The organism is Gryllotalpicola sp., from assembly GCF_027352875.1.
Classification (GTDB): domain Bacteria; phylum Actinomycetota; class Actinomycetes; order Actinomycetales; family Microbacteriaceae; genus Gryllotalpicola.
This window is the reverse complement of record NZ_DAIEII010000039.1, coordinates 20,840-33,129: the sequence shown is the minus strand read 5'-3', so window position 1 is coordinate 33,129 and position 12,290 is coordinate 20,840. Positions and strand designations below refer to the sequence as shown.

The 12,290-nt window shown below is 70.0% G+C and carries 10 protein-coding genes, 1 tRNA gene and 1 pseudogene; 5 read left to right on the top strand and 7 right to left on the bottom strand.

The window, feature by feature from the left end:
- Positions 1–699: type II secretion system F family protein (locus tag M7D61_RS04645; protein ID WP_298228078.1), on the bottom strand; the 699-nt coding region annotated here is incomplete at its 3' end.
- Complete coding sequence (locus M7D61_RS04640; RefSeq protein ID WP_366083752.1) at positions 696–1,706, bottom strand: TadA family conjugal transfer-associated ATPase; 1,011 nt, start codon at positions 1,704–1,706, stop codon at positions 696–698. The genes M7D61_RS04645 and M7D61_RS04640, both read right to left, overlap by 4 nt.
- 384 nt (positions 1,707–2,090) lie before the next feature.
- Here M7D61_RS04640 and acs point away from each other — a divergent pair, with 384 nt between their 5' ends.
- Complete coding sequence (acs, locus tag M7D61_RS04635) at positions 2,091–4,046, top strand: acetate--CoA ligase (protein WP_298228076.1); 1,956 nt, start codon at positions 2,091–2,093, stop codon at positions 4,044–4,046.
- 39 nt (positions 4,047–4,085) lie between these two features.
- On the opposite strand, the gene M7D61_RS04630 is transcribed toward acs, so the two are convergent.
- The gene (locus M7D61_RS04630) at positions 4,086–4,550 is read right to left on the bottom strand and encodes a RidA family protein (protein ID WP_298228074.1); all 465 of its coding nucleotides are present in this window, start codon (positions 4,548–4,550) and stop codon (positions 4,086–4,088) included.
- 1 nt (position 4,551) lies between these two features.
- Positions 4,552–4,716 carry a hypothetical protein gene (locus tag M7D61_RS04625; protein WP_298228072.1) on the bottom strand — a complete coding sequence of 55 codons (165 nt, stop codon included), beginning with the start codon at positions 4,714–4,716 and terminating at the stop codon, positions 4,552–4,554.
- An 86-nt stretch (positions 4,717–4,802) separates the two neighbouring features.
- Here M7D61_RS04625 and M7D61_RS04620 point away from each other — a divergent pair, with 86 nt between their 5' ends.
- Together M7D61_RS04620 and M7D61_RS04615 are read left to right on the top strand one after the other, a co-directional pair.
- Complete coding sequence (locus M7D61_RS04620; RefSeq protein WP_298228070.1) at positions 4,803–7,667, top strand: transglycosylase domain-containing protein; 2,865 nt, start codon at positions 4,803–4,805, stop codon at positions 7,665–7,667.
- On the top strand, positions 7,664–8,641 hold the full coding sequence (locus tag M7D61_RS04615) for a metallophosphoesterase (RefSeq protein WP_298228068.1): 978 nt from the start codon (positions 7,664–7,666) through the stop codon (positions 8,639–8,641). The genes M7D61_RS04620 and M7D61_RS04615 overlap by 4 nt, the downstream gene beginning before the upstream one ends.
- Before the next feature lie 114 nt (positions 8,642–8,755).
- Here M7D61_RS04615 and M7D61_RS04610 read toward each other — a convergent pair whose 3' ends face one another.
- Positions 8,756–9,577, bottom strand: coding sequence for a transposase family protein (locus M7D61_RS04610; RefSeq protein WP_298228065.1), 822 nt, complete (start codon positions 9,575–9,577; stop codon positions 8,756–8,758).
- On the bottom strand, positions 9,501–10,115 hold the full coding sequence (locus M7D61_RS04605; protein ID WP_298228064.1) for a hypothetical protein: 615 nt from the start codon (positions 10,113–10,115) through the stop codon (positions 9,501–9,503). Before M7D61_RS04605 ends, M7D61_RS04610 begins: the two co-directional genes overlap by 77 nt.
- A gap of 82 nt (positions 10,116–10,197) precedes the next feature.
- Here M7D61_RS04605 and M7D61_RS04600 point away from each other — a divergent pair.
- Positions 10,198–10,271, top strand: a tRNA-Pro gene (locus M7D61_RS04600).
- A gap of 76 nt (positions 10,272–10,347) precedes the next feature.
- On the opposite strand, the gene M7D61_RS04595 is transcribed toward M7D61_RS04600, so the two are convergent.
- Complete coding sequence (locus tag M7D61_RS04595) at positions 10,348–10,740, bottom strand: hypothetical protein (protein WP_298228062.1); 393 nt, start codon at positions 10,738–10,740, stop codon at positions 10,348–10,350.
- 353 nt (positions 10,741–11,093) lie between these two features.
- Between M7D61_RS04595 and M7D61_RS04590 the strand changes: the two are divergent.
- Positions 11,094–12,134, top strand: a pseudogene (locus tag M7D61_RS04590) (ISL3 family transposase); the annotation flags it as partial.
- Between the last annotated feature and the right edge of the window lie 156 nt (positions 12,135–12,290).

Here is a 12,290-nt window from a genome sequence, read left to right as displayed (position 1 = left end):
CGCAGCAGCGCGGCGTGCGCGCGCAGCAGCGCGGCGACCGGTGCGCCGGTGTCGCGGGCGACCGCCAGGGCCTCGGCGAGCGCGGCCTGTTCGGCGGGACCCGGGGGGCGGGCGGATTCCGCGAGCGCGCAGGCGCGATCTCGGCGCCTTCGACTGGGGCGTTCCTCTCGGCGCGGATTCCGCGAGCGCGCAGGCGCGATCGAGCGCGGCTCCCCCGCCCATCGCCATCGCGACGAGCTCGAGCGCGAAGCCCGGCGCCGAGTCGACCGGCTGGGCGCGCGCCAGCAGCGCGGCGCTCCATCGCCAGGACGCGGACATGAGCCCGGCCCCGAGCACGAGGCAGGCCCAGCCCGTCGGGCGGGCGAACAGCACACCGAAGGTGTCGAAGCCGAGGCACGCGCCGAGGAGCAGTCCGACGAGCGGCAGGAAGCCGACGAGCCGCACGGTCGCCTTCGGCCCCGCGAACGCGATCCGCACCTCGCGACGCGCGGCGTCGGCGGCGTCGAGCGTCTCCGCGAGCCGCGCCAGGGCCGCGGACAGCGGTGCGCCGCTTTCGCGGGCGACGCGCAGCGCGGCATCCGCGAGGTCGTGTTCGGGGCCGATCGGCAGCGCGCCGGCGTGGGCGACGGCGACGGGCAGCGGCACCCCGGCCGACACGAGTGCGCCGAGGGTGCGGCAGGCGGCGGCGACGGCGGTCATGCGGCGCTCCGCAGGTCTGCGGCGGCGAGCTCGTCGATCTCGAGGCGCTCCCCCGCGACGAGCCGGGCGAGGCCGGTGACCCGCCGCGCGCCGTCGGTGCGTGCGACGTGCACGACGAGGTCGATGGCGCTGCCCGCCTGGCGGGCGAGCGCTGGCATGTCGAGGCCGGCGAGCGCCCCGAGCGCTTCGAGGCGGGCGGGCACGTCGGCGAGCGAGTTGGCGTGCAGCGTCCCGCCGCCGGAATGCCCGGTGTTGAGCGCGACGAGGAGGTCGCGCACCTCGGCACCGCGCACCTCGCCCACGACGAGCCGATCGGGCCGCATCCGCAGCGCCTCGCGCACGAGCCGGTCCAGGCCGATCGCGCCGGCGCCCTCCACGTTCGCCTGCCGGGCCTGCAAGGCGACGACGTGCGGATGGCGCACCCGCAGTTCCGCGACGTCCTCGACGAGGACGAGGCGCTCCGCCGCCGGGGCGAGGCCGAGCAGCGCGCCGAGCAGGGTGCTCTTGCCGCTGCCGGCCGCTCCGGTGACGAGCACGCTGCGGCGCTCGGCGATGGCGGCGCGCAGCGGCCGCTCGAACGCCCCTGGCATCCCCGTGGCGACGAGCGCGTCGAACGACCAGGCGCGGCTCGGTGCCCGGATCGAGAGGAGCGTCCCCGACGCCGAGACCGGTGCGAGGACGGCGTGCACCCGCTCGCCGGTCGGCAGCACCGCGTCGACGCACGGGCTCGCCTCGTCGAGGTGCCGGCCGCCGAGCGCGATGAGCCGTACGGCGAGCGCGCGCACGCCGGCCTCGTCGAGCTGCCACGCGGTGTCGCGGCGCAGCCCGAAGCCGCTGTCGGTCCAGAGCCCGGCCGAGCCGTTGACGACGACGTCGGTGACGCCGGGATTCCGCAGCCTCGCCTGCAGCGCGTCGACGGCCGCGTCCGCACGGTCGTCGAACAGGGCCAGCGGCGCGCTCGGCGGCGCAGCGCGGCCGCGTGCGGAGAGCAGGGGAAACGGGAACACGGCCCGGACGGTAGGCGGCGCCTCACGGAACCCGCCCGTCGCAGCACTGTCTGCTCGCACCGCCGAGCCGGGATGCCGAGATGTGGAGGACGAGGCCATCGTCCGCGCCGCGTGGGCGACCCCCTTCGCTAAAAACAACAGGGGTCGTTAAAAACGAATGGTCGTTAGAAAATAATGGTCGTTAAAAAAGAGGGGGGCCGCACCGGTTGGGGGAACTGGTGCGGCCTCGGTGGCGCCCGATTGGGGGGAATCTGCGCGCCACAAGCCAGAATTTCTTCGGCCGGTTGACAGTGTATTCCCGAATGCGGCGGGCGCAATGGGTGGAATTGCCGCAGTATGGTCGTGTTTCGGGAATCCCCCACCCGGCTCGCGCAAAGGAACGTCATGGCTGACACGATCGAGAACCTGCTGCATGAGGCCAGGCGGTTTCCGCCGTCGGCGGAGTTCGCGGCGAACGCGGTGGCGACCGCGGAGCTGTACGAGCGCGCGGGCGAGGATCGGCTGGGCTTCTGGGCGGACCAGGCCAGGGAGCTGCTGCACTGGCACACCCCCTTCGCGCACACGCTGGACTGGTCGAATCCGCCGTTCGCGAAGTGGTTCGCCGACGGCGAGCTCAACGTGGCGTTCAACTGCCTGGACCGGCATGTGCTGGCCGGTCTCGGCGACCGGGTGGCGATCCACTTCGAGGGCGAGCCGGGCGACAGCCGCGCGATCACGTACGCCGAGCTGCTCGTCGAGGTGAAGAAGGCGGCGAACCTGCTCACCGCGCTGGGGGTGGGCGCCGGCGACCGGGTGGCGATCTACCTGCCGATGATCCCGGAGGCGGTCGTCGCGATGCTGGCGTGCGCGCGCATCGGGGCGGTGCACTCGGTCGTCTTCGGCGGGTTCTCGTCCGATTCGCTGCGCTCGCGGATCGACGACGCCGCCGCGAAGCTCGTCATCACGGCCGACGGCGGATTCCGGCGCGGCAAGGTCTCCCCGCTCAAGCCCGCGGTCGACGAAGCCCTCCAGGATGGCGCGCACACGGTCGAGCATGTGCTCGTGGTCCGCCGCGGCGGCAATGACGTCGCCTGGACGACGGGCCGCGACCTGTGGTGGCATGACGAGCTCGCGCAGGTCTCCGATGAGCATGAGGCGAAGCCGTTCCCCGCGGAGAATCCGCTGTTCATCCTCTACACCTCCGGCTCGACGGGGAAGCCGAAGGGCATCCTGCACACCACCGGCGGCTACCTCACCCAGGCCGCGTACACGCACCGGAACGTCTTCGACCTCAAGCCGGAGACGGACGTGTACTGGTGCACCGCCGACATCGGCTGGATCACCGGGCACTCCTACGTCGTCTACGGGCCGCTTGCGAACGGGGCCACGCAGGTGCTCTACGAGGGCACGCCGGATTACCCGGCACTGGGCCGGTGGTGGGACGTGGTCGCCAAATACGGCGTCACGATCCTCTACACCGCCCCGACCGCGGTGCGCTCGTTCATGAAGCAGGGCCGTCACATCCCCGAGGACCGCGACCTGTCCTCGCTGCGTCTGCTCGGGAGCGTGGGCGAGCCCATCAACCCGGAGGCGTGGATCTGGTACCGCGAGGTCATCGGCGCCGACACCGCCCCGGTCGTCGACACCTGGTGGCAGACCGAGACCGGCGGCATCATGATCTCCGCCCTGCCCGGGGTCACCACGCTCAAGCCCGGCAGCGCCCAGGTGGCGCTTCCCGGCATCGAGGTCGACATCGTCGCCGAGGACGGCGCCTCCGTCGGCGCGGACGAGGGCGGATTGCTCGTCATCACCGAGCCCTGGCCGGCCATGGCCCGCGGCATCTGGGGCGACCCCGACCGGTTCGTCTCCACCTACTGGGAGCAGTTCGCCACGCAGGGCTGGTACTTCGCCGGCGACGGGGCCCGCCGCGACAAGGACAACGAGATCTGGCTCCTCGGCCGAGTCGACGACGTCATGAACGTGAGCGGCCACCGGCTCTCCACCGCCGAGATCGAGTCCGCGCTCGTCTCCCACCCCCTCACCGCCGAGGCGGCCGTCGTCGGAGCCGCCGACGAGACCACCGGCCAGGCCATCGTGGCGTTCGTCATCATCAAGGACTCGCAAGTGGATGCCGCCGCGGCCGAGGACGCCGCCGAGATCCTCCGCCAGCACGTCGCCAAGCAGATCGGCGCCATCGCCCGCCCCCGCCAGGTCTTCATCGTCGCGGAACTGCCCAAGACCCGCTCCGGCAAGATCATGCGCCGCCTCCTGCGCGACGTCGCCGAGGGCCGCGAGATCGGCGACACCACCACCCTCGCCGACACCCAGGTCATGAGCATCATCGCCAGCACGATGAAATAGGGCAGCCGGCTTCCGCTCGCTGCGGGCGCGGAGGGCCCGCTACGCGACCTCGAGGACGAGCTCGACCTCGACGGGCGAATCCAGCGGCAGCACCGCGACGCCGACGGCGGAGCGGGCATGGCGCCCGGCATCCTCGAACACCTCGGCGAGCAGCTCGGACGCGCCATTGGCGACCCCCGGCTGCCCGGTGAACGACGGGTCGGATGCCACGAACACCACGACCTTGACGACGCGCACCACCGCGTCCAGCGGGACCACCGAACCGGCTGCCGCCAGCGCGTTCAGCGCCGCGATCCGCGCGTAGTCCTTCGCGTCGACGGCCGGCACGAGGCCGTGCCCCTCTCCGACCTTGCCCGACGCCGGCAGCGCCCCGGACACGAAGGGCAGCTGCCCCGCCGTGTAGACGTGCATCCCCGAGCGCACGGCCGGCAGGTACGCGCCGGCGGGCGCCGCGACCTCGGGCAGCGCGAGCCCCAGCGAAGCCAGCCGATCCGCAACCGACATCTCAGGCGACCTCTCTTTTGAAGAACGCGATGAGCCCGCCCTCGGGGCCGGAGGCGACCTGCACGAGCTCCCAGCCGTCCGCGCCCCAGTTGTTGAGGATCGCGGTCTCGCGGTGCAGCAGCAACGGCGTCGTGACGTACTCCCAGCGCGTGCCGACGGCGGCCATCAAGCTCCTCCAACGCTCCTTGTGAAAACTCTCCGAGCAGCCCCTCGCACGCGTTCTGTCCGAGAGCCCCCGGTACCCTAGAGCCTATGCCTGCCCGCAAGCTCCGCCCCTCGACCATGCTCGGCAGCTTCCTCGCCTTCATCGCGATGAGCGCCGTCGCGGGCATCCTCGTGACCGCCGCGGTGACTCCGGTCGTCGCCATGACGGCGATCGCGACGCAGGATTCCATCGGCCTCTTCGACGCGCTTCCGTCGAGCTTCAAGATCGACGCGCTCGCCCTGCAGTCGACGATCTACGCGACCAACGACAAGAAGCAGAACATCCCGATCGCGACGTTCTACTCGCAGAACCGCATCGAGGACACCCTCACGCAGATCTCGCCGCTGCTCCAGCAGGCCGCGATCGACACCGAGGACCCGCGCTTCTACCAGCATGGCGCGATCGACATCCAGGGCACGATCCGCGCGGCGATCTCGAACATCCTGCACAAGGGCGGCACGATTCAGGGCGGCTCGTCGATCACGCAGCAGTACGTCAAGAACGTGCGGGTCAACTCGTGCGAGCAGTACAACATCACCGCGACGGCGACCAACAGCCAGACGCAGGAGCAGGCCCAGGCCGCCCTCGACAAGCAGTACCAGGACTGCTACTACGGCTTCATCGCCGCGACCACACAGCGGAAGATCGAGGAAGCCAAGCTCGCCATCACCGTCGAGCAGCAGTACACGAAGGATCAGATCCTCCAGGGCTACCTCAACATCTCGCTGTTCGGCGGCCAGGTCTACGGCGTGGAGGCGGCGGCGCGCTATTACTTCGGCACCACCGCGGCGAAGGTCAACCTCCAGCAGGCGGCGACGCTCGTCGCCATCCTCAACAACCCCAACCTGCTGAGGATCGACCAGGACACGGTCGTCAAGGACAGCAAGGGCACGATCGTCTTCAGCAACACCAAGGCCAACGGATTCACCCAGACTCTGACGCGGCGCAACTACGTCATCGACCAGATGCTCAAAGAGGGCAGCATCACGCAGGCCCAGCACGACGCGGCGGTCAAGACCAAGATCGTGCGCAAGCTCACCGAGCAGCCGAGCGGTTGCGCGGCGGCGGCGAAGTACGACGCGGCGTTCTACTGCCAGGCGGTGCTCGCGACCCTCCAGAACAACGTCGCGTTCGGCGCGACCGCCGACGCCCGCACCGCCCAGCTGCGCCAGGGCGGCCTGAAGATCTACACCCCGCTCAACCTCGACCTGCAGGCGAAGGCGCAGGCCGCGATCAGCAACTACTTCCCGCCGTCGAGCCCGTATCTCGATCTCGGCGCCGGCAATGTCGCGGTCGAGCTCAATACGGGCCGCGTGGTCGAGATGGTGCAGAACCGGCCGTTCGGCACGCCCGCGAGCAGCAGCTATGCCCCGGCCGATCTCAGCAAGCATGACGCGACGCAGGTCAACTACGACGTGGATGCCGACCTCGGCGGCACGACGGGCTTCCAGACCGGTTCGACGTACAAGCTCTTCACGCTCATCGAGTGGCTGAAGCAGGGCCACTCCATCAACGACATCATCGGGGCGCCGTACACCCAGCACACCTACCCGCAGAGCGAGTTCCACTCGAGTTGTCCGGCGAACGTGCAGGGGCCCGACCCCGCCGGCATCTGGCAGGTCGGCAACGACGTCGCGGGCGAGGGCGGCCCGCTCTCCATCCTCCAGGCGACCCGCCAGTCGGTGAACACGGCGTTCGCGCAGATGGCGACGTCGCTCGATCTCTGCAACATCCGCCAGGACGCCATCGACCTCGGCGTGCACCTCGCCTACCCGTACACGTTCACGAACCCGCCCGAGCCGCGCACGCTGCGCGCGAATCCGGCGTCGGTGCTCGGCACCAACGAGCTCGCGCCGCTGACTCTCGCGTCGGCGTACGGCGCGGTGGCGAACTCGGGCGTCTACTGCAACTCGATCTTCATCGACAAGGTGGTCGACGCGTCGGGGAAGAGCCTTCCGGTGCCGCAGCCCGACTGCCGGCAGAAGCTCGACAAGAACATCGCGGCCGGCGTGATCACGGCGCTGAAGACGCCCCTTCAGGGTGGTGGCACGGGCGCCGCCGCGAACCCGAACGACGGCGTCCCGATCATAGGCAAGACGGGTACGACGGATAACGCGTCCCAGGTGTGGCTGGTGAGCTCGACGACGAAGGTGGCCCAGGCGACCTGGGTGGGCAATGTGCAGGCGCGGTATGCGACGGGCTGCACGAGCGACCAGATCGCCAAGAGCACCCCCGGCTGCACGACGCCGTACTACGCCAACACCCGCTACGCGCCGGTGAACTACACGTCGGCGGCGCAGGCCCGCCTCTATGCGGCGAAGGTCATCATCGCCGCCCTCAACAAGGACTACGGCGGCGCGGCGTTCCCGGCGCCGACGGGCAGCGTCCTGGTGAGCAACAACAAGCCGACTCCGGATCTCACGGGCAAAACGCTCGACCAGGCTCAGGCCATCCTCAAGGCCGACGGATTCGACTACACGAAGGGCGCCGACGTCAGCTCGTACCAGCCTGCCGGCACGGTGGCGGGCACCCTTCCGCCGGCGGGCACCTCCCTTGCGGCGGGCTCGAACGTCACCGTCCTGGTCAGCAGGGGCGACCTCGTGCAGCTGCCCAACCTGGTCGGCATGACGGTGGCCAACGCGACCGCCGCGATCCTGGCCATCCAGGAGATACCGGTGAACGGCACGGCCGGCATGCAGCCGGACTGGATCGTGACCTCGCAGACCCCGACGCCGGCCGATCGACCCGCCGGCATGAGGCCCGGCTACCACATCAAGATCACCGCGACGCCGCCACCGACGAGCGCGACGACCCCGCCTGCGACCCCGACGACCGCGCCGACGAGCCCCGCGCCGCCGTCGGCGAGCCCCACCACGACCCAGAGCCGGCACCAGAAGAACTCCAAACCGTGAGCAGGCCGGCCCGCGCGGGTGCGACGGTCGCCCTCGCGGGTGCTGTGGCCTTCGCGTACGGATCGCTCGTCGAACGGCGCAGCTTCGTGCTGCGCGAGCTGACGATGCCGGTGCTGCCGGCCGGGTCGCCCGACATCCGCGTGCTGCACCTCAGCGACCTGCACATGGCGCCGTGGCAGCACGACAAGCAGCGCTGGGTGCGGGCTCTCGCCGCGCTCGAGCCGGATCTCGTGGTGACGACGGGCGACAATCTCGGCCACCGCGACGGCCTCGCCGGGCTCGAGGCGGCCTACGACGGGTTCCGCGGCGTGCCGGGGGTGTACGTCTGGGGCTCGAACGACTACACCGGGCCGCAGCTGAAGAATCCGTTGCGCTACTTCGCCGGCCCGTCGCGCAATGACGACCCCGGAGAGGCGCTCGACGTCGCGGCCCTCGGCGCCTACCTGGACGGTCTGGGCTGGGCGTCGCTGAACAACACGGCGACGCGGATGACCATCCGGGGCGTCGAGTTCGAGTTCTTCGGCGTCGACGACCCGCACCGCGGCTACGACCGCCTGGATCTCATGGATGCCGGTCTCCGGGATGGCGAGCTCAGGGATGGCGAGCTCACGGCGGAAGGCGGCGGCCGCAGTGCCGTGGAAGGCTCGACGACCTGGCGTTCCGACGGCGATATCGTCCGCATCGGCGTCGCCCACGCCCCGTACCGGCGCATCCTCGACGCCTTCGTCGACCGCGGAGCGGATGCGATCTTCGCCGGCCACACGCACGGCGGCCAGGTGTGCGTGCCCGGGTTCGGGGCTCTCGTGACGAACTGCGACCTGCCGCGCGCCCAGGCGGCCGGGCAGTCGACCTGGGGTTTCGGCGGGCATTCGGCGCTGCTGCACGTCTCGGCCGGGCTCGGCACGTCGATCTACGCGCCGGTGCGCTTCGCCTGCCCGCCCGAGGCGACTCTCCTCACGCTGACCGCAGGGTGACCGCAGTGTGACCGCGGCGTGAGCGTCGCGTGAGCGTGGGCCGACCGCGGCGTGACCGCGAGCAGACCAGAGGCAGACCAGAGGCAGACCAGGGGCCGCGCGTAGCGACTCACGTCAAGATGCTCGCGAAAGGTGAGTGCGTGCCTCACCTGGTTTTGCTCGCGAAGTGCCCGCGCTGATCGCGGCGGTCTTCGCGGCGGCGAGGTGGATCAGTCTGGTCTGGATCGCGATGATGTCGCGTGTGAGGTCGGCGGGGTTGACCGCGTCGAACATCCTGGCCAGTTCCGTGGCCTTTTCTGCGGTGAGGACGCCGGAGTCGATGACGCGCTGATACGGGGTGCGGGGCTGATCGTAGACGCGGACGTTCTTGCCGTTCCGGTTGACGCGGTAGCCGATCGCTTTGGTGGTCGCGGTGAACAGGTTCAGCCGGACCCTCACGAGAGCGTAGAGCTCGTTCAGCAGCCGCAGTTCTGTGGGAGTGTCGTAGCGGTAGTGGAACGCGTGCCGGCGCACCACGTCGCCGTTCTTCTGCTCGACGTGGGCGTTGTCGTTGGAATGGTAGGGGCGCGAGCGGGTGAAGAACAGGTCCCGCTCGCCAGCCCAGCCGATGAGTGCTTCGTTGATGAACTCGCCGCCGTTGTCGCTGTCGATCCCGGTCAGCCGGAACGGCAGCCGCGCCTCGATGATGGGCATCGCCTCCAGCACCCACCGGTGCGCCCCGTTCTTGAGGGCGATGTTCTCCGTCCACCCGGTATGAACGTCGGTGACCGTCAGGGTGCGGGCGAACTCGCCTTTCAGCGTCGGTCCGCAGTGCAGCACCAGGTCGATCTCGCAGAACCCGGGGACCTGTTCGTGCTCGTCACCGGCCTTGCGGACCGTGATCGAGGTGCGCAGCAGCGGCCCGGCCTTGGTGCCCGAGATCCCGGTCAGCCGCATCCCCGTCCCGGGTGGGCTTCAACAGCCGGTCGATCGTCGCCCCCGACGCGGTCAGCAACTGCGTGCGGGTGTGCTCGGTCAGCCGGTGCGCGTCCTCCCCGAACTCGCCGTGCTCGATCAGCTTCGGCAGCCACACCGGCATCGTCGCGGCCAGATACTTCCCCGACGGCTGCCCGGCGAGCATCCACACCCTGATCAGCAGCCGCAACGTGTCATACCCGTACGTGCGCGGCCGTGGCACCCGCTTCACCGCCTTCTGCGGGCCGCGCCGCTTCCCCGCGGCGGTCACCTGCCGGCGGGCGTTCGCCCGCGACCAGCCCGTCGTCGCGACCAGCTCGTCCAGCATCCGCCCCCGCACCTTCTTCGACGCGGCCCCATACTCCCGGGCGTACTTCTTCGTGATCTCACGCTTGGTCGACATCGACAACGAACCCATCCCACCAGCACACCCGAGCACCCGAGCACCCGAACACCCGAACGAGCGCCAGCGTTTCGCGAGCAGATCCCAAATGAGGCACGCACCCCATTTCGCGAGCACATTACCTGAGTCTCGTCGCCGCGTTTCGACGCGCCGGCCGGCCGATATAGACTTGCCGAGGTCAACCGCCCGGCGGTTGCACCGGGGTGTGGCGCAGTTTGGTAGCGCGCTTCGTTCGGGACGAAGAGGCCGTGGGTTCAAATCCCGCTACCCCGACAACGGAAAACCCCTGGTTTCACCAGGGGTTTTCGTCTTTCCGGCGGGGCCGACCGGGCTCTCAGGTTCTGGGGAATCACCCCGGAATCGCCCCGGCCCGCCGGCGCCCACGCTCCGCGGTCTCGGCGGTGCCCTGAGGCTGGTTGCGGACGACGTCCAGCATCGGCTTCGGCACCGCGATGAGGTCGTGCACGAGCATCGCCCTGGCCTCGCCCCAGCGGAGCCCGGTGCGCCCGAGCACATGCACCGGGTCGCCGTAGCGAAGGGGCGCGCCGAGCAGACGCAGCGCGTCTTCGACCACTTCACCGCCCACGACGCTCTCGCCGGGCAGTCCATCACTCACTGCGCCGACCGCGACCTCCGGCGACACGTCCCCGTCATCGAGCGAGTCGCCGATGACTGCGCGCAGCTCACGACGAGCGAACTCGTCGAGACTCAACACCTGCCCCAGCAGCGCCTGATCGACCATGCCACAGCGGTGGCCATCACGAGCGACAGCGAGTGGAGGTACCCCCGCTCGGCCAGTTCAGCCGCAGAAGGGGTTCACCCTGAAATCACCTCGAGTACGCACTCGGTGGTCCTTGGGGCACTCCGCGGCTCCGAGGACTCAAGGTCCTGCCAGCGGCGGGGCGGAACCGGCCTAGATTTCGAAGAGCGCTGACAGAGGGGGTAGGTCGGTAGCGCGTCGGGCCCGGAGACGGGTCGAGGTCTTCCAGGATGGAAGTTCTTGACGCTCACCATCCGAGAAAGACCCCGACGTGCTCAACGCTACCTTCGACCCTGCGGATCTGACCGTCTTCTGCCGTCTCGACGAGCTCGGGCTGCGGCAGGTCGTGGCGGCAGGACACCGCTGCGGCGGCGGAGCCGAGGTCGAAGCTGTCGCGCGGCGCGCTCACCTGGGCGCTCACTGCGCTCGTCGTGGACCATCTCGCGATCAGCCGAGTCGCGTCGCGGCTCGGGGTGTCCTGGCACACAGCCAACAGTGCTGTTTTGGAGGAAGGCCGCCGGAGGCTGATCGGCGACCCGACTCGCTCCGACGGGGTGATGGTGATCGGTGTCGATGAGCATGCTTGGCGACACACCCGGTTCGGGGACCGCTACGTGACGGTGATCATCGACCTCACCCCGGTGCGCGACAAGACCGGCCCGGCGCGGCTGCTGGACATGGTCGAGGGCCGTTCGAAGTCGGTGTTCACGACCTGGCTCGAGCAGCAGAACCCAACGTTCCGGGCTGGGATCGAGGTGGTCGCGTTGGGCGGGTTCACCGGCTTCAAGACGGCCGCGGCCGAAGCCCTCCCCGACGCGGTCGAGGTGATGGACCCGTTCCACGTCGTCCAGCTCGCCGGTGATGCGCTCGACCGGTGCCGGCAACGGGTCCAGCAGCAGACTCTCGGGCATCGCGGGCATGCCGGGGATCCGCTCTACGGTGTTCGCCGCGCCCTGCACACCGGGGAAGCGTTCCTCACCGACCGGCAACGTGCGAGGATCCACGGAGCGTTCAGCATCGACGAGCATGTCGAGGTCGAAGCGACCTGGGGCGTCTACCAGCGCATCGTGGCCGCCTGCCGGCACCCCGACCGGGCTACCGGACGACACGAGCTGCAGGCCGTGATCGAGTCGCTGCGCCGCGGCGTCCCCGAGCCGCTCACCGAGCTGCGCCGGCTCGGCCGCACCCTGCACCGCCGCGCCCATGATGTGCTCGCCTACTTCGACCTGCCCGGCACGTCGAACGGTCCCACCGAGGCGATCAACGGACGCCTCGAACACCTCCGCGGCAGCGCGCTCGGGTTCCGCAACCTCAGCAACTACATCACCCGCAGCCTGCTCGAGAGCGGCGGATTCAGACCACACCTACCCGCTTGATTGCGAAGAGCCCCACTTCCGGAATCGTGAAGGTCGTGTTGGTATCGAGTCGTCGTGCGAAGAAGGGGCCGCGGTGTCGTCCGCTGTCGGCCAAGCGTCAGAGGTTCATGGAGTTGCGGGAGCGAGGGTGGAGCATCCGTGAGCCGGGCTCGCCGA

Bases quoted from the DNA above. Each gene is read 5' to 3' on its own strand.
- acs (WP_298228076.1), top strand. From the start codon at position 2,091: ATGGCTGACACGATCGAGAACCTGCTGCATGAGGCCAGGCGGTTTCCG.
- M7D61_RS04630 (WP_298228074.1), bottom strand. From the start codon at position 4,550: ATGTCGGTTGCGGATCGGCTGGCTTCGCTGGGGCTCGCGCTGCCCGAG.
- M7D61_RS04625 (WP_298228072.1), bottom strand. From the start codon at position 4,716: ATGGCCGCCGTCGGCACGCGCTGGGAGTACGTCACGACGCCGTTGCTG.
- M7D61_RS04620 (WP_298228070.1), top strand. From the start codon at position 4,803: ATGCCTGCCCGCAAGCTCCGCCCCTCGACCATGCTCGGCAGCTTCCTC.
- M7D61_RS04610 (WP_298228065.1), bottom strand. From the start codon at position 9,577: ATGCGGCTGACCGGGATCTCGGGCACCAAGGCCGGGCCGCTGCTGCGC.
- M7D61_RS04595 (WP_298228062.1), bottom strand. From the start codon at position 10,740: ATGGTCGATCAGGCGCTGCTGGGGCAGGTGTTGAGTCTCGACGAGTTC.